Annotated in this window: 15 protein-coding genes; 6 read left to right on the top strand and 9 right to left on the bottom strand. The window is 71.1% G+C overall.

All coding sequences use genetic code 11. The features are described from left to right. Positions 1 to 265 precede the first annotated feature (265 nt). On the top strand, positions 266 to 2,326 hold the full coding sequence (gene parE / locus J3A75_RS08960; protein ID WP_012318005.1) for a DNA topoisomerase IV subunit B: 2,061 nt from the start codon (positions 266 to 268) through the stop codon (positions 2,324 to 2,326). Positions 2,327 to 2,377: 51 nt separating this feature from the next. Here the strand turns inward: parE and J3A75_RS08955 are convergent, their stop codons facing one another. Both J3A75_RS08955 and J3A75_RS08950 read right to left on the bottom strand, forming a co-directional pair. Next, positions 2,378 to 2,872, bottom strand: a complete 495-nt coding sequence (locus J3A75_RS08955) for a PRC-barrel domain-containing protein (protein ID WP_012318004.1) — start codon at positions 2,870 to 2,872, stop codon at positions 2,378 to 2,380. A gap of 217 nt (positions 2,873 to 3,089) precedes the next feature. Next, entirely contained in the window at positions 3,090 to 3,956 is an 867-nt protein-coding gene (locus J3A75_RS08950) for an outer membrane protein (protein WP_209650018.1), read from the bottom strand. Positions 3,957 to 4,403: 447 nt separating this feature from the next. Between J3A75_RS08950 and J3A75_RS08945 the strand changes: the two genes are divergently transcribed. From J3A75_RS08945 to J3A75_RS08935, 3 genes are all read left to right on the top strand, one after another. Further along, positions 4,404 to 4,793, top strand: a complete 390-nt coding sequence (locus tag J3A75_RS08945; RefSeq protein ID WP_012318002.1) for a hypothetical protein — start codon at positions 4,404 to 4,406, stop codon at positions 4,791 to 4,793. Positions 4,794 to 5,002: 209 nt separating this feature from the next. Continuing rightward, complete coding sequence (locus tag J3A75_RS08940) at positions 5,003 to 6,586, top strand: DEAD/DEAH box helicase (protein ID WP_209650016.1); 1,584 nt, start codon at positions 5,003 to 5,005, stop codon at positions 6,584 to 6,586. A 101-nt stretch (positions 6,587 to 6,687) separates the two neighbouring features. Then, positions 6,688 to 7,746 carry a sensor domain-containing diguanylate cyclase gene (locus tag J3A75_RS08935; protein WP_012318000.1) on the top strand — a complete coding sequence of 353 codons (1,059 nt, stop codon included), beginning with the start codon at positions 6,688 to 6,690 and terminating at the stop codon, positions 7,744 to 7,746. Positions 7,747 to 7,791: 45 nt separating this feature from the next. Here J3A75_RS08935 and J3A75_RS08930 read toward each other — a convergent pair whose 3' ends face one another. Continuing rightward, positions 7,792 to 8,169, bottom strand: a complete 378-nt coding sequence (locus tag J3A75_RS08930) for a HesB/IscA family protein (RefSeq protein WP_012317999.1) — start codon at positions 8,167 to 8,169, stop codon at positions 7,792 to 7,794. 132 nt (positions 8,170 to 8,301) lie between these two features. Beyond that, positions 8,302 to 9,318: a threo-3-hydroxy-L-aspartate ammonia-lyase gene (locus tag J3A75_RS08925; RefSeq protein ID WP_029359951.1), complete on the bottom strand. Its 1,017-nt coding sequence runs from the start codon at positions 9,316 to 9,318 to the stop codon at positions 8,302 to 8,304. 236 nt (positions 9,319 to 9,554) lie between these two features. Between J3A75_RS08925 and J3A75_RS08920 the strand changes: the two genes are divergently transcribed. Further along, positions 9,555 to 9,773 (top strand): hypothetical protein, encoded by a 219-nt coding sequence (locus tag J3A75_RS08920; protein WP_024830855.1) that lies wholly within the window; start codon positions 9,555 to 9,557, stop codon positions 9,771 to 9,773. 168 nt (positions 9,774 to 9,941) lie between these two features. After that, positions 9,942 to 10,115 (top strand): hypothetical protein, encoded by a 174-nt coding sequence (locus tag J3A75_RS08915; RefSeq protein WP_208861836.1) that lies wholly within the window; start codon positions 9,942 to 9,944, stop codon positions 10,113 to 10,115. 54 nt (positions 10,116 to 10,169) lie between these two features. On the opposite strand, the gene lpdA is transcribed toward J3A75_RS08915, so the two are convergent. From lpdA to J3A75_RS08890, 5 genes are read right to left on the bottom strand one after another with little or no spacing between them, the layout of a single operon-like run. Beyond that, on the bottom strand, positions 10,170 to 11,609 hold the full coding sequence (gene lpdA / locus J3A75_RS08910) for a dihydrolipoyl dehydrogenase (protein WP_012317996.1): 1,440 nt from the start codon (positions 11,607 to 11,609) through the stop codon (positions 10,170 to 10,172). Between the two features lie 55 nt (positions 11,610 to 11,664). Then, positions 11,665 to 11,913, bottom strand: coding sequence for a hypothetical protein (locus J3A75_RS08905; protein WP_012317995.1), 249 nt, complete (start codon positions 11,911 to 11,913; stop codon positions 11,665 to 11,667). Positions 11,914 to 11,958: 45 nt separating this feature from the next. Further along, the gene (locus J3A75_RS08900; RefSeq protein ID WP_012317994.1) at positions 11,959 to 13,392 is read right to left on the bottom strand and encodes a pyruvate dehydrogenase complex dihydrolipoamide acetyltransferase; all 1,434 of its coding nucleotides are present in this window, start codon (positions 13,390 to 13,392) and stop codon (positions 11,959 to 11,961) included. 4 nt (positions 13,393 to 13,396) lie between these two features. After that, positions 13,397 to 13,990, bottom strand: coding sequence for a Uma2 family endonuclease (locus tag J3A75_RS08895; RefSeq protein ID WP_209650014.1), 594 nt, complete (start codon positions 13,988 to 13,990; stop codon positions 13,397 to 13,399). Between the two features lie 15 nt (positions 13,991 to 14,005). Then, positions 14,006 to 14,293, bottom strand: coding sequence for a DUF5076 domain-containing protein (locus J3A75_RS08890; protein WP_012317992.1), 288 nt, complete (start codon positions 14,291 to 14,293; stop codon positions 14,006 to 14,008). Positions 14,294 to 14,327: the final 34 nt, after the last annotated feature.

Raw genomic sequence — 14,327 nt, 5'->3', positions numbered from 1 at the left:
GAAAGCCTTAACCCATCGTTGTGCAACGTCGTGATGACGGCCCGGCGCGCACAACCGTGTCCCGTTGCGGCCGCGGCCCTCGCTCGCGGCGGCGCAGCATGCGATGATGCGACCGCTTCGCCGCAGGGCGAACGGCTTTGATGTTTCCGTTTTGTTCCGATATCATGCGGGGATGAAGGCGCATGCTCCACGACCCGAGACCCGTCCCAAGACCCGTCCGCGCGATTCCGAGCCGGCCGACGCGCCGCGCGCGCGGAGGCCGCGCGTGAGCGACCCGGCGCGGGACCTGTTCGGGCCGGGCGGCAAGGGCGCGGCGGCCCGTCCGCCCGAGCCGCGGCGGCGCCTGGACGCCTCGGCCTCCGTGGCGACGCTCGCGGCCGCCGAGCCCGAGGGCGGCTACACCGCCTCCGACATCGAGGTGCTGGAGGGGCTGGAGCCCGTCCGGCGCCGGCCCGGCATGTATATCGGCGGCACCGACGAGCGGGCGCTGCACCACCTCTTCGCCGAAGTGATCGACAACTCGATGGACGAGGCGGTCGCCGGCCATGCCAGCTTCATCGAGGTGGAACTGGAGGAATCCGGCGCCCTCGTGGTCACCGACAACGGCCGCGGCATCCCGGTCGACCCGCACCCGAAGTTCCCCGGCAAGTCGGCGCTCGAGGTCATCATGACCACGCTGCACGCCGGCGGTAAGTTCGACTCGAAGGTCTACGAGACCTCGGGCGGCCTGCACGGCGTCGGCATCTCGGTGGTGAACGCGCTCTCCGACCTGCTGGAGGTCGAGGTCGCGCGCAACCAGACCCTCTACCGCCAGACCTTCTCGCGCGGTCACGCGCAGGGCGCGCTGGAGCTGGTCGGCCGAGTGCAGAACCGGCGCGGCACCCGGGTCCGTTTCCACCCGGACGCCCAGATCTTCGGCTCGCTGAAGTTCGACCCGCGCCGCCTGTTCAAGATGGCGCGCTCGAAGGCCTACCTGTTCGGCGGCGTCGAGATCCGCTGGCGCTGCGCTCCCGCCCTCCTCGAGGGGCTGGCGGATGTGCCGGCCGAGGCGGTCCACCGCTTCCCCGACGGGCTGCGCGACTATCTGGCCCGGGACATCGACGGCAAGGAGCTCGTCACCGAGGCGATGTTCTCCGGCAAGATCACCAAGCCGGGCTCGCACGGGTCGCTCGAATGGGCGGTGGCCTGGATGGTGGCCGAGGACGGGTTCTCGCACTCCTACTGCAACACCATCCCGACCCCCGAGGGCGGCACCCACGAGGCGGGCCTCCGCGTCGCGCTGCTGCGCGGCCTGCGCGAGCACGCCGAGCGGGTGAACCAGGCCAAGCGCATGACGGCGGTAACCACCGACGACGTCATGGCGACCTGCGCGTCGATGCTCTCGGTGTTCATCCGCGAGCCCGAGTTCCAGGGCCAGACCAAGGACAAGCTCGCCACCGTGGAGGCCCAGCGCATCGTCGAGACGGCGGTGCGCGACGCCTTCGACCACTGGCTCGCCGCCTCCCCGGCCCAGGCCAACAAGCTCCTCGACTGGGTGATCGACCGGGCCGAGGAGCGCCTGCGCCGCCGCCAGGAGAAGGAGGTCGCCCGCAAGAGCGCGACCCGCAAGCTGCGCCTGCCCGGCAAGCTCGCCGACTGCTCGGCGGCCGGCACCGCGGGCTCGGAGATCTTCATCGTCGAGGGCGACTCGGCCGGCGGCTCCGCCAAACAGGCCCGGGACCGGGCGACCCAGGCGATCCTGCCGCTGCGCGGCAAGATCCTGAACGTCGCCTCGGCCTCGCGCGACAAGCTCGGCGCCAACCAGCTGATCTCGGATCTGACCCTGGCGCTTGGCTGCGGCACCGGCACGGCCTTCCGCGAGACGGACCTGCGCTACGAGAAGGTGATCATCATGACGGACGCCGACGTGGACGGCGCCCACATCGCCTCGCTGCTGATCACGTTCTTCTACCGCCAGATGCCCAAGCTGATCGACCGCGGCCACCTCTACCTCGCGATCCCGCCGCTCTACCGACTGCAGCAGGGCTCGAAGGTGGCCTATGCCCGGGACGACGCGGATCGCGAGCGGATCGTCAAGACGGTGTTCAAGGGCGGCAAGGTCGAGATCGGGCGGTTCAAGGGCCTCGGCGAGATGATGCCGGCCCAGCTCAAGGAGACCACCATGGACCCGAAGAAGCGCACGCTCCTGCGCGTCGCGGTCCTAGACGAGGCCCGGGAATCGACCGGCGACACGGTCGAGCGCCTGATGGGCAACAAGCCCGAGGCGCGCTTCGCCTTCATCAGCGAGCGCGCGGCCTTCGCGGAGGGCGCCGACCTCGACATCTGACGCAGTCCCGACGCGGCCCCGCCGCGTCGGGCGACGGCCTCCGGTCGCGGCCTAGCGCGGGGCCGCGATCGCCTTGGCCGGGTCGAAGGGCTGGGCCGCCGCCACCGCGTCCTTGCCCATGTTGAGGACCGCCGAGAACCGGTCGCCGCCGGGCCGCAGAACCAGGGCTCCCGGCTCGACCGCGATGAGCTTGCTGCCGAGGCCCAGGAAGCCGCCGACGTCGATCACCACCGCCCTGAGCGTCCCGCCGTCGGTGATCAGCAGATCGTCGATCTTGCCGACGCTGTCGCCGGCGGCGTTGCGCACCGTCACGCCGATCATCTTCGTGGTCAGGAAGCTGACGGGCTTGAGTCCCTGCCGCTTGGCGGCGTCCTCGGCGTTTGCCGCCTCCATCAGCCGCCCCACCCCCTTGCCGTCCGTCGAGGTGCCCGGCCCCGTGCCCGGCAGGATCGTGTCCTTGCCGATCACACTGGCGTCCTGCGCGGAGGCCGGCGCGCCGGCCAGGCCGAGGGCGGCGAGCGACAGGAGAAGGATTCGGCTTCGCATGGCTGATCGCTCCGCGCGCCCGATCCCTGCGTGGAAGGCCCCGTCCGGGTCCCCGTGGGGCGCCGCGGTCTCAATCGCGGGCGGCGCGCCCGGTTCCGGCCTTCCCTGTCGCACCCGGACCGGCCGAACCGCGGCCCCGAAACGCGAGAAGGGCCCGGCCTTGCGGCCAGGCCCTTCCCCTGCGCGGAGCCGGCAGGGCCGGCTCCGGAGTTCGATCTCAGTACGAGCCGAACTTGTAGTTCAGGCCGGCGCGGACGACGGCGAACTCGGTCTTGGCGGCGGCGCCGTTGAGGTAGGCGATGCCGTTCGGGGGCAGGAGGTTGCCGTAGAACACGCCGCCGGCCGAGTTCTTCTGGCGGTCGAGGCTGACGTACAGGCCTTCGACCTTCAGCGTGACGGCCGAAGAGCGGAAGAAGTTCAGGAACGAGTCGGTCGGGAGCGCGTACTCGACGCCGCCGCCGGCGGCCCAGCCGGTGCGGAAGCTGTCGCGGAAGCGGTTGCCGGCGAAGTTCTGGTCGTCCTGGCCCGAGCCGTAGGCGAAGCCGCCGGTGCCGTACACGAGGGTGCGATCGAAGGCGTAGCCGAGGCGGCCGCGCACGGTGCCGAAGTAGTCCAGCCCGTTGCCGCTCGTGGCGACGAAGGCCGGCGGGTTGCTGAAGGCGACGCCGGGGAAGCCCAGGAAGCTGTAGTTCTGGGTGGCGTTGGCGCGGCGGGCGAAGTCGACGTACTGGGCGTCGGCCTCGAAGCCGATCACGACGCCGGAGCCCGGGGTGAACTGATAGTTGTAGCCGATCTGGGCGCCGCCCGAGAAGCCGTCGTTGTTGTTGCGGTTGCTGACGCTGACGACGCCGGCGGTGCCGGGCGAGTTGATCAGCGAGCCGCCGGGCAGGGCGTAGCTGGTGGTGTTGCGGCTGTTGGCGTCGAAGCCGTAGCCGGCATTCACACCGACGTAGAAGCCGGTCCAGGTGAACACCGGCACCGGCGTGAACACCGGCGGCGGCGCGGCGCGGCGCGGCAGGTCGGCGGCGGACGCCGCGGCGGTCATGCCGGCGAGAACGGTGGATGCGAGGAGAAGCTTCTTCATGGTGGTGTTCGGTCCTGGGGTTAGCTTGAGCCGGCAGCCTTCTAGGCGCTCTCGGATGGCGGGTCTGTCGCTTTCCTGCAACAAGCCTCCTCAGGCTAGGGACATCCCGTCAACGAAAGATGAAGACTAGCCGGCCCGCCCCACAGCAGAGGGCCGGGTCGCGGCCCCGCACGGGGCGCGGACAGTTGCAAAACCCCGGATGACGAGCTGCGTTGCGCGCCGCGCATATTGTCGGAAGCCGGCGTGTGCCGGGCGAGATCGCCCGAGGTCTCTGCGGGGACGGGTAAGGGCGGATGTTTTATTCCGGCACAACTTTGACGAGAGGCCGCCGCCTCGTAAGCGATCGGTTAACCCTGTTGACCGATGGTCCGGCGCTCGCGGGCTCGCCCGCGAGCGCCATCGCGCCCCGCACCGAACCCGGTCCCCGGCCGGTGGAGAGAACCGTCCATGCAGAGCCCCGACGATCGGAGCCGGACAACCTTCGGCAAGCGCCGGACCGTCGAGACCGCGCCCGGCGCGCAGGCCGGCGCGCAGGTCGGCTCGCAGGTCGGCTCGACTGCCGCGCGGGTCGCGCGCGCCAAGCCGAGCCGGACAGCGGGCCCCCTGCCCTGGGCGTTGCGCGTGGCGGGCTTGGCCGGGATCGTCGCGGTGATCGGCGCCTACCAGCTCGCGCGGCTGAGCCGGCCCGACGCGGCGCTGCCCGGGGCCGCCCTCGCGACGGCGGCGCTGCCGCCGATGGCCGAGCCCGAGACGACCGGCGCGCTGGCGGCACGATCCGCCCGGTCCACCCGTCTGGACCCCTGCGCCGTGCCCGCGGTCGACCGTCTCCGGCCCTGATCGGGGGCCGCTCCCGGGGCCGATCCCCTGTGCGCGGACGCGCGCTGTCGCGATTGCGAGATTGACAAGTCGCGCCAAGGCCCTAACTGACGGGGACGATGCGCCCCGCGGCCCCGGGAGCGTCCGAGCGCCCCGCGCGAGCCTTTCCCAGCCGTTGCCGCGACGGTGTCCTTCGCGCCGGCCGGGCGCGCAACGGTTCCTGAACGCAAATGCCTTTTTCCGACCTGGGACTGAGCGAGAAAGTCCTGAACGCCGTCGAAGCGGCGGGTTACACAGAGCCGACGCCGATCCAGGCCGAGGCGATCCCCCACGTGCTGGCACGCCGCGACGTCCTCGGGATCGCCCAGACCGGAACCGGCAAGACCGCGGCCTTCACGCTGCCGATGCTGACGCTGCTGGAGAACGGCCGCGCCCGCGCCCGGATGCCGCGCACGCTGATCCTGGAGCCGACCCGCGAGCTGGCCGCCCAGGTGGTCGAGAATTTCGACCGCTACGGGACCAACCACAAGCTCAACGTGGCGCTGATCATCGGCGGCGTCTCCTTCGCCGACCAGGACGCCAAGCTGATGCGCGGCACCGACGTGCTGATCGCCACGCCCGGTCGCCTGCTCGACCATTTCGAGCGCGGCAAGCTGCTGCTCACCGGCGTCGAGCTCCTGGTCATCGACGAGGCCGACCGCATGCTCGACATGGGGTTCATCCCCGATATCGAGCGCATCGTGAAGATGGTGCCGTTCACCCGGCAGACCCTGTTCTTCTCGGCCACCATGCCGCCGGAGATCGAGCGGCTCGCCGACATGTTCCTGCACAACCCGCAGCGGGTCGAGGTGGCCCGGCCGGCCTCCACGGCGACCACGATCACGCAGCGCCTCGTCGCCACCGGCGCCGAGGGCCACGCCAAGCGCGAGCGCCTGCGCGGCCTGATCCGCGGCGAGGAGGATCTGAAGAACGGGATCATCTTCTGCAACCGCAAGCGCGACGTCGCGCTGCTGCAGAAGTCCCTGGTCAGCCACGGCTTCGACGCCGCGGCGCTCCACGGCGACATGGACCAGCGCGCCCGCACGACGGCCCTCGACGGCTTCCGCAACGGCGAGACCGCCCTGCTGGTCGCCAGCGACGTGGCGGCGCGCGGCCTCGACATCCCCGCGGTCAGCCACGTCTTCAACTTCGACGTGCCGCATCACCCGGAGGATTACGTCCACCGGATCGGCCGCACCGGCCGCGCCGGCCGGAGCGGCACGGCCTACACGCTGGTCGCCCCCGACGACGCGCGCTCGCTCGGCGCCATCGAGGCGCTGATCGGGCAGCCGATCCCCTGGCTGGACGGCGACCTGACGAGCGTGGCCGACGCGTCCGGCGACACCGGCACGCGCCACCGCGGCCGGTCGAGCGACGGGCGGCGGGGCGGGCGCTCCGCGAAGAGCGGTGGCAGGAGCGGCGACAAGGGCAGCGACAAGGGCGGCGACAAGAGTGCCGACAAGGGCGTCGTCGAGAAGAGCACCCGGAGCGCCGGCGAGGCCGGGGAGGTCCGCGAGCGCCCGACCCGGTCGCGCGGCGGCCGCGGCGCGGCGCGCGCGGAGAGCCGCCCGGACGACCGTCCCGAGAGCCGCTCTGAGACCCGCCCCGAGAGCCGTCCGGAGCCGCGCGCGCCGGGCCGCGCGTCGGGCCGCGGCGAGTCCGCGCGCGAGGAGCGCGGGCGCCGGATCGACGCCGACGGGGACACGCCCGTCGGCCTCGGCTCCCACGTTCCGGCATTCCTGCTTCGACCAGTCTTGGCGAAGAAGGATAAGTAACAGACGTCTGTTCGGGCTTAACTGTCCGGCTACCAGGCGGCCGTATATCAAGTCTGGGTGACGTCGCATGCGCGCCGGTCGCCCCGGACCGCGGGATACGGATGAGCCAGGAGACCTATTCGGATCGCGATCGCAGCTTCGCGCTGGCGAAGCGCAGCCACGATCTGATTCGCGACTACGGCCCCTCCGCGACGCCGCGCGCCTACGCCGTCTGGTACGCCTACGTCTCGGGGGAGCTGCCGCTCCTCGCCGACGCCGTGAAGCGCCTCACCACCCAGAATGGCTGCCTCACCGAGGGCGACATCGACGACCTGCACGAGACCTATCTCGACGGGCGCCGTCTCGCGAGCACCACCGACGACGTCAGCCGCGTCGTCCTCAGCGAGATCGCGGCCGTCACCGAGATCCTGGACCTCTCCCTGGGCTCGACGGCGCAGTACAGCGAGTCCCTGCGCGGGGTCGCGCAGGATCTCTCCCAGGGCGTCCCGAGCCGGGCGCGGTTCGGCGAGATCGTCGCGACCCTGGCCGCGACGACCCGGGAGGTCGCCGCCAACAACCGGATCCTCGAAGCCCGCATGCGCGAGACGCGCAGCGAGATCGAGACCCTGCGCGAGAAGCTCGACGCGACCCGGCGCGAGAGCCTGACCGACGCCCTGACGGGGCTGGCGAACCGCAAGCATTTCGAGGAGACGCTGAAGGCGTCCATGGAGACGGCCCGGGCGCGCACGACGCCCATGAGCCTGATCATCCTCGACATCGACTTCTTCAAGCGCTTCAACGACCTGTACGGTCATCTCACGGGCGACCAGGTCCTGCGGCTCGTGGCGATCGTGATGCGCGAGAACGCCGGCAAGCAGGCGCAGCTCGCCCGGTTCGGCGGCGAGGAGTTCGGGATCATCCTGCCCGGCGTCGACCGGGCGGTGGCCAAGCAGGTGGCCGAGACGGTGCGCACCAGCGTCATGGGGCGCGAGCTCGTCAAGCGCTCGACCGGCGAGTCGCTCGGCAAGATCACGATCTCCCTGGGTGTCGCGGTGCTGCGCCCGGGCGACACGCCGGCCTCGCTGATGGAGCGGGCCGACCTGTGCATGTTCGCCGCGAAGCGCGCGGGCCGGAACCGCTTCCTGGACGACGCCGCCGAGTCGCTGTCGCAGGTGGCCTGAGGGCGCGGCGCGCCGCCGGCTCGCTGCGCGCCGGGGCGCTCCCGCTCAGGCCTGCGCGGGCAGGCGGTCCGCCGAGACCGGCGTGATCGCCACGGATTCCCCGCAGCCGCAGGCCGAGGTCTGGTTCGGATTGTTGAACACGAACTGCGACGCCAGCTTGTTGGTGGTGAAGTCCATCTCGGTGCCGAGCAGGAACAGCACCGCCTTCGGATCGACGAACACGCGCACGCCGCGATCCTCGACCACGTCCTCGCCGGGCTTGGCCGCCTCGGCATATTCCATCGTGTAGGACATCCCGGCGCAGCCGCCGTTCCGGACGCCGACGCGCAGCCCGGCGATCGGCCGGTCGGCCTCCGCCATGATCGCCTTGATCCGATCGGCGGCGCGATCGGTCAGCGAGAGAACCTTGAAACCAGCGGACATCGTCACCCTCCCGCCCATCCGGGTTCAAGGCCCGGGGACGCGCATTCCGACGCGCACAAGATAAGCATTGGCTCGGGGCCGGTCCACCGCGGCGGGGTCACACCGGCCCGGCAATCGGCGCCTGAGGCCGCCTCAGGCCGCCTCGCCGGTCAGCCGCGCGAAGGCCGCGAGATCGACGTTGCCGCCGCTGATCACAACGCCGACGCGCTTGTCCGTCACGTCCACGAGGCCGCTCAGCACCGCCGCCGCCGCGAGGCAGCCGGTCGGCTCGACCACGAGCTTCATCCGGCTGGCGAAGAACCGCATGGTCTCGACGAGCTGCGCGTCGGTGACGGTGAGGATCTCGGACACCTGCGCGCGGATGATCGCGAAGGTCAGGTCGCCCAGCGCCGTCGACTGCGCCCCGTCGGCGATGGTCCGGGGCACCGGGATCGTGACGATCCGGCCCTCGCGGAACGAGCGCTGCCCGTCATTGCCCGCCTCCGGCTCGACGCCGATCACCCGGCAACCCGGCGACAGCGCGGCGGCGGCGAGCGCGCAGCCCGCGAGCTGGCCGCCGCCGCCGAGGCAGGCCACCAGCACGTCGAGGGGACCGACCGTCTCGATCAGCTCCTGCGCCAGCGTCCCCTGCCCGGCGATGACGTCGGGATGGTTGAAGGGCGGGATCAGCGTCAGGCCGCGGGCCTCGGCGATCTCGCGGCCGAGCGCCTCGCGATCCTGGGTGTAGCGGTCGTACAGGACCACCTCGGCGCCGTAGCCGCGGGTGGCGGCGATCTTCGCCGCGGGGGCGTCGCCCGGCATGACGATGGTGGCGGGCGCCCCGAGCAGCCGGCTCGCGAGGGCGATCGCCTGGGCATGGTTGCCCGAGGAGTAGGTGATCACTCCGCGTGTGCGGGCCGCCTCCGGCAGGGCGCTGATCGCGTTGTAGGCGCCGCGGAACTTGAAGGCGCCGGCCCGCTGCAGGTTCTCCGCCTTGAAGAACAGGCGGCCGCCGGTCATCGCGTCCGCCGTGCGCGAGGTCAGGACCGGGGTGCGGTGCGCGGCCCCGGCGATCCGCTCCGCGGCGCGGGCCACGTCGGCGAAGGTGGGGAGGCCGCCGGCGGTCCCGCCGGGTTCGCCCTGTTGGGTGTCGTGCGTCGTCGCCTGCATCGTCGCCTGCATCCCATCCGCCCGGGCCGCGCCCGAAGAAGCGGGGGCGCGGGAGCCTCTCATACGGGCGTTTCGGCCCGCATGCATCCGGCCGATCCACATGCGCAAGCGGAGCCATTCGCCGACTCGCCGCTTATACCCAGCGACAACTTGGCAGGAACGCTGGGGGGCGGCATCGCCATGGCCATCGAGACCACGTGCGGACCCGTACCGCGGCCACGCCACGGAGGCACGCCGTGAGCGCCCTGGACCGCGCGTCGGGCGACGCGGCGACCGAGGTCACCTTCCGGGGGCGCGGGCTCGCGCTGCGCACCGGCTCGCGGCTGATCCTGCTCGTCTGCCCGCTCTGCTCCCAGCGCAACGCGCAGCGCGGCGCGGAGCGCGGGATCTGCCAGTGGTGCGCCTACGTGCCGTCCCCGGACCAAGCCGAGCCCGTGGAGCGCGGGCATAGCTGAGGTTCGGGATCGCCTCTGACGCCTCAAAGCGGCCTCAGATCCATGATCTGGGATTGTGTTTCGACTAAGTACTATCTTCGGTTGCATAATCGGGCGCGCCTCGCCAGACTCCCGACGGAAGCCTGATTTGGAGCGCGCATGCAACCGTCCGAATGCTGCATCTTTCGGATGACCATCGCCTCCGTGATCGGCAGCTGCATCACGCTCCTGCTCGTCCGGGGGCTCGATCCGGTCGTCGCCCTGCTGCTGATCCCGATCGGCGGCAGCGCGGCGACGGTTCTGGTGATCCTGCTGTTCCAGGCCGTGAGCCTGACGCTCGCGGCGCGGTCCCGCCCGCACTGACCGCTCGGCGGCGCGCGGGTCCACGTCCGACCCGCGCGCCCCGTCGGCCGCCGATCAGGTGTGGATCACCTTGCCGTAGGCGTCTAGCACGCTCTCGTGCATCATCTCGCTGAGCGTCGGGTGCGGAAACACCGTGTGCATCAGCTCCTCCTCGGTGCTCTCGAGGTTCATCGCCACGACGTAGCCCTGGATCAGCTCGGTCACCTCGGCGCCGACCATGTGGGCGCCGAGCAGCTGGCCGGTCTTGGCGTCGAACACGGTCTTGATCAGCCCGTCCGGCTCGCCCAGCGCGATCGCCTTGCCGTTGCCCGCGAAGGGGAACCGGCCGACCTTCACCGAGAATCCCTGCTCCTTGGCCTTGGCCTCGGTCAGCCCGACGCTGGCGATCTGCGGCTGGCAGTAGGTGCAGCCCGGGATCTTGGCCTTGTCCATCGGGTGGGTGTGCAGGCCCTTGATGGTCTCGATGCAGATGACGCCCTCGTGCTCGGCCTTGTGGGCGAGCATCGGCGGGCCGGCGACGTCGCCGATCGCGTAGAGGCCGGGCACGTTGGTGCGGCCGAGCCCGTCGGTCACCACGATCCCGCGGTCGATCTTCACGCCGAGCTTCTCGAGGCCGATATTCTCGATGTTGCCGACGACGCCCACCGCCGAGATGAGCTTCTCGGCCGTGATCTGCTGGCTCTTGCCGTCGCCGCCCTCGACGGTGGCGGTGACGGAGTTCGCGCCCTTCTCGACCTTCGTGACCTTGGCGCCGGTGAGGATCTTGATCCCCTGCTTCTCGAAGCGCTTGCGCGCGAGGCCTGCGATCTCGGCATCCTCCACGGGCAGGATCTGCGGCAGCAGCTCCACCACGGTCACCTCGGCGCCCATGGTGCGGTAGAACGAGGCGAACTCGATGCCGATGGCGCCCGAGCCCATCACCAGCAGGCTCTTGGGCATCGTCTCGGGGACCATGGCCTCGTAGTAGGTCCAGATCAGCTTCTTGTCGGGCTCGATCCCGGGGATGGCGCGGGGGCGCGCGCCGGTCGCCACGATGATGTGCTTGGCTTGGTAGGTGCCGGCGCCCTTGGCGCCCTTCGGCGGCTCGGCGCGCTTGGTCTCCTTCACGGTGACCTGGCCGGGCTGGTTGCCCTGCGCGACGCTGTCGACCGCGGCCTCACCCCAGATCACGTCGACCTTGTTCTTCTTGAGCAGCATGCCGACGCCGCCGTTGAGCCGGCCCGAGACGCCGCGGGAGCGCTTCACGATCGCCGCGGTGTCGAACCCGACCTTCTCCGCGGTCAGCCCGTAATCGCCGGCGTGCTGGAAATAATGAAAAATCTCGGCCGAGCGGAGCAGGGCCTTGGTGGGGATGCAGCCCCAGTTCAGGCAGATGCCGCCCAGGTGCTCGCGATCGACCACGGCGGTCTTGAAGCCGAGCTGCGCCGCGCGGATCGCCGTGACGTAGCCGCCGGGCCCGGCGCCGATGATGAGGACGTCGTAGGTGTCGGACATCGTGTCTCAGCTCTCCGCTGTGGGGCGCGCGACCGCACCGTCGTTGAGGAGGCGATCAAGGCGAGGTCTCCAGCGCGCTCAGCCGCTGCTCCATGGCCTTGATCGTCTTCTTGATCGACTGAAGATCCGCCTTCGCCTGCGTGCCGAGGCCGGTCTCGTAGGCGACGTAAATCTCCAGTTCTTCCAGCTTCTCGGTATGACCCGTCAGGGTTGTCTTGATCGCTGCGACATCGCGCTTCACCTCGGCGATGTCGCTCTGCATCCGCTGTAGGACTGGCAGGACCAGATCGGTAACTTCCGACACGCGACTCTCCTTTGATCGCTCAGGCGATCATGGCAGAGTCGCTCCTCACACCAGCATGCCCATCGGGTTCTCGATCAGCCCCTTGAAGGCCGAGACTAGCTCCGCGCCGAGCGCCCCGTCGAGCACCCGGTGGTCGCACGACAGGGTGCAGGTCATCACCTGGACCACGGCCGGCGCCCCGTCCTTCACGACGACGCGCTTCTCGCCCGCGCCCACCGCCAGGATGCTCGATTGCGGCGGGTTGATCACCGCGGTGAAGTGCTTGATGCCGAACATGCCGAGGTTCGACACCGAGGTGACGCCGCCCTGGTACTCCTCGGGCTTCAGCTTCTTGGCGCGGGCGCGGGCCGCGAAGTCCTTCATCTCGTTGGAGATGGTCGAGAGCGTCTTCTCGTCCGCCCGGCGGATCACCGGGGTGAACAGCCCGCCGTCGATCGCCACCGCGACGCCGACCTCGGCGTGCTTGAAGCGCAGGATCCGGTCCTCGGCCCAGACCGCGTTGGCGGCGGGCACGCGGGTGAGTGCCAAGCCCATCGCCTTGATGACGAAGTCGTTCACCGAGAGCTTGAAGGCGGGCTTGCCGTCCTTGTCCTTGCCGGCGGAGCCGTTCAGCGTCTCGCGCAGCTTCATCAGCGCGTCGAGCTCGCAATCCACCGTCAGGTAGAAGTGCGGGGCGACCTGCATCGCCTCGGTGAGGCGCTTGGCGATGGTCTTGCGCATGCCGTCGAGGGGGACGTCCTCGTAGGCGTCCTTGGCGAAGAAGCCCTTGACCTGATCGGTCGTGAGCCCGGCCGGCGCCCCGCCCGCGGGGGCGGTCTTCGGGGTCGGGGCTGCCGCCTTCGGCGCCTCGGCGGCGGGCTGCGCGGCGGCGGGCGCCTGGGTGGCGCCGGAAGCCTTCGCGGCCTGCACGTCGCGGGCGATGATGCGGCCGTGCGGCCCGCTGCCCCGGACGGCGCCGAGATCCACGCCCTCCTGCTTGGCGATCCGCCGGGCGAGCGGCGAGGCGAAGACCCGGCCGCCCGAGCCGGCCTGCGCGCCGGCCTGCGGGGCGCCGCCGGGCTGCGCGCCCTCGGGCGCCGCGTTCACCCGCTCGTACGCCATGTGGCCGCCGCCGGGCGTCGTGTTCTGCCCGGCCGCCGAGGCGTCGGCCTTCGGCTCGGGCTTGGATTCCGCCTTGGCCTCGCCGTTCGAGGCGGCCTTCGGCGCGCCGCCGGCCTGCACGCTCGACGGGTCCTCGCCCTCGCCGGCGATGATGGCGATCAGGTCGTTGACCGGAACGTCCGCGGTGCCCTCGGGCACGAGGATCTTGGCGAGCACGCCCTCGTCGATGGCCTCCACCTCCATGGTGGCCTTGTCGGTCTCGATCTCGGCCAGCACGTCGCCGGACTTGATCGGGTCGCCCTCCTTCTTCAGCCACTTGGCGAGGTTGCCCTTCTCCATGGTCGGGGAGAGCGCGGGCATCAGCACGTTGATCGGCATGGCATCAGGTCTCGGGCAAGGCCGGGGCGGCCGGATCGTCGAAGGGGAAGAGGTCGTCGAGGGGGAACGGGACGGCGTCGAAGGGCGGCAGGGCCACGGTCTCGCCGCGCTGGATCGTGGCGAGGAGCACCCAGCGCCCGTCCGCGAGGGCGAAGCCTTCCAGCACGCCGGCCGCCGGGTCCAGCAGCCAGAGGTGGTCGACGCCGGACCCGGCGTAGATCCGGCGCTTCGGCCCGCGATCGAGGCGAATCGTCGACGGCGAGAGGATCTCGCAGACCCAATCCGGAGGCGTCTCGAGGAAGGCATCCTCGGGTTCGGTCGGCATCCGCTCGCGGCGCCAGCCCGCAAGATCGGGCACGACCACCTGGGATCCGAGGTGAAGCTCAGGCTCGGTGATGAAGACCCATCCGCCGGGACCACCACGGCCGCGTGCGAACGGCCGATCCAGCTCTCCAGACAGGCGGGCCGCGGCGATGCCGTGCCGGGGTCGCGGCCGCGGATACGTCTCCAGCACCCCGTCGATGATCTCGGCGACGCGATGCTCCGGGACTGCCTCCAGATCCGCGTAGATCGCCTGCCGGACAGCCGCCTCAGCCATGGTCGGCCGCCATCGTCAGTTGAGGCCGCCGGGGTCGAGCCCCTCGGCCTCCCAGCCCGCGCGGATGCGCTCCAGCGCCTCCTCCTCCGACATGTCGGTTTCCAGCGCGTAGGCGCGGGCCGCCTGCCGGGCGAGGTCGATCAGCAGCCGGCCCCAGGTCGCCGGGTCGTCGAAGGAGCGGCGGAGCGCGACGCTCACCGCGCCGTCCACCACGGCCGCGCGCAGAACCTCGATACCGCCCTGCTCCAGGGCGTCGGGCGGGATGGCGAGTTCGGCGAAGTCGCTGCTGGGATCCTGGCTCATGGCGCGCCGGCTGTTCCTCGATCCTGGCCGGGGC

The sequence above is a fragment of the Methylobacterium sp. PvP105 genome (assembly GCF_017876975.1).
Lineage (GTDB): Bacteria > Pseudomonadota > Alphaproteobacteria > Rhizobiales > Beijerinckiaceae > Methylobacterium > Methylobacterium radiotolerans.
The sequence above is the reverse complement of the archived record's forward strand: the minus strand, read 5'-3'. Positions and strand labels throughout refer to the sequence as shown.

What these genes read in the sequence shown, in the direction of transcription:
- J3A75_RS08955 (WP_012318004.1), bottom strand. Translation starts at nt 2,872, where the DNA reads ATGCGAAGCCGAATCCTTCTCCTGTCGCTCGCCGCCCTCGGCCTGGCC.
- J3A75_RS08950 (WP_209650018.1), bottom strand. Translation starts at nt 3,956, where the DNA reads ATGAAGAAGCTTCTCCTCGCATCCACCGTTCTCGCCGGCATGACCGCC.
- J3A75_RS08945 (WP_012318002.1), top strand. Translation starts at nt 4,404, where the DNA reads ATGCAGAGCCCCGACGATCGGAGCCGGACAACCTTCGGCAAGCGCCGG.
- J3A75_RS08940 (WP_209650016.1), top strand. Translation starts at nt 5,003, where the DNA reads ATGCCTTTTTCCGACCTGGGACTGAGCGAGAAAGTCCTGAACGCCGTC.
- J3A75_RS08935 (WP_012318000.1), top strand. Translation starts at nt 6,688, where the DNA reads ATGAGCCAGGAGACCTATTCGGATCGCGATCGCAGCTTCGCGCTGGCG.
- J3A75_RS08930 (WP_012317999.1), bottom strand. Translation starts at nt 8,169, where the DNA reads ATGTCCGCTGGTTTCAAGGTTCTCTCGCTGACCGATCGCGCCGCCGAT.
- J3A75_RS08925 (WP_029359951.1), bottom strand. Translation starts at nt 9,318, where the DNA reads ATGCAGGCGACGACGCACGACACCCAACAGGGCGAACCCGGCGGGACC.
- J3A75_RS08915 (WP_208861836.1), top strand. Translation starts at nt 9,942, where the DNA reads ATGACCATCGCCTCCGTGATCGGCAGCTGCATCACGCTCCTGCTCGTC.
- lpdA (WP_012317996.1), bottom strand. Translation starts at nt 11,609, where the DNA reads ATGTCCGACACCTACGACGTCCTCATCATCGGCGCCGGGCCCGGCGGC.
- J3A75_RS08900 (WP_012317994.1), bottom strand. Translation starts at nt 13,392, where the DNA reads ATGCCGATCAACGTGCTGATGCCCGCGCTCTCCCCGACCATGGAGAAG.
- J3A75_RS08895 (WP_209650014.1), bottom strand. Translation starts at nt 13,990, where the DNA reads ATGGCTGAGGCGGCTGTCCGGCAGGCGATCTACGCGGATCTGGAGGCA.
- J3A75_RS08890 (WP_012317992.1), bottom strand. Translation starts at nt 14,293, where the DNA reads ATGAGCCAGGATCCCAGCAGCGACTTCGCCGAACTCGCCATCCCGCCC.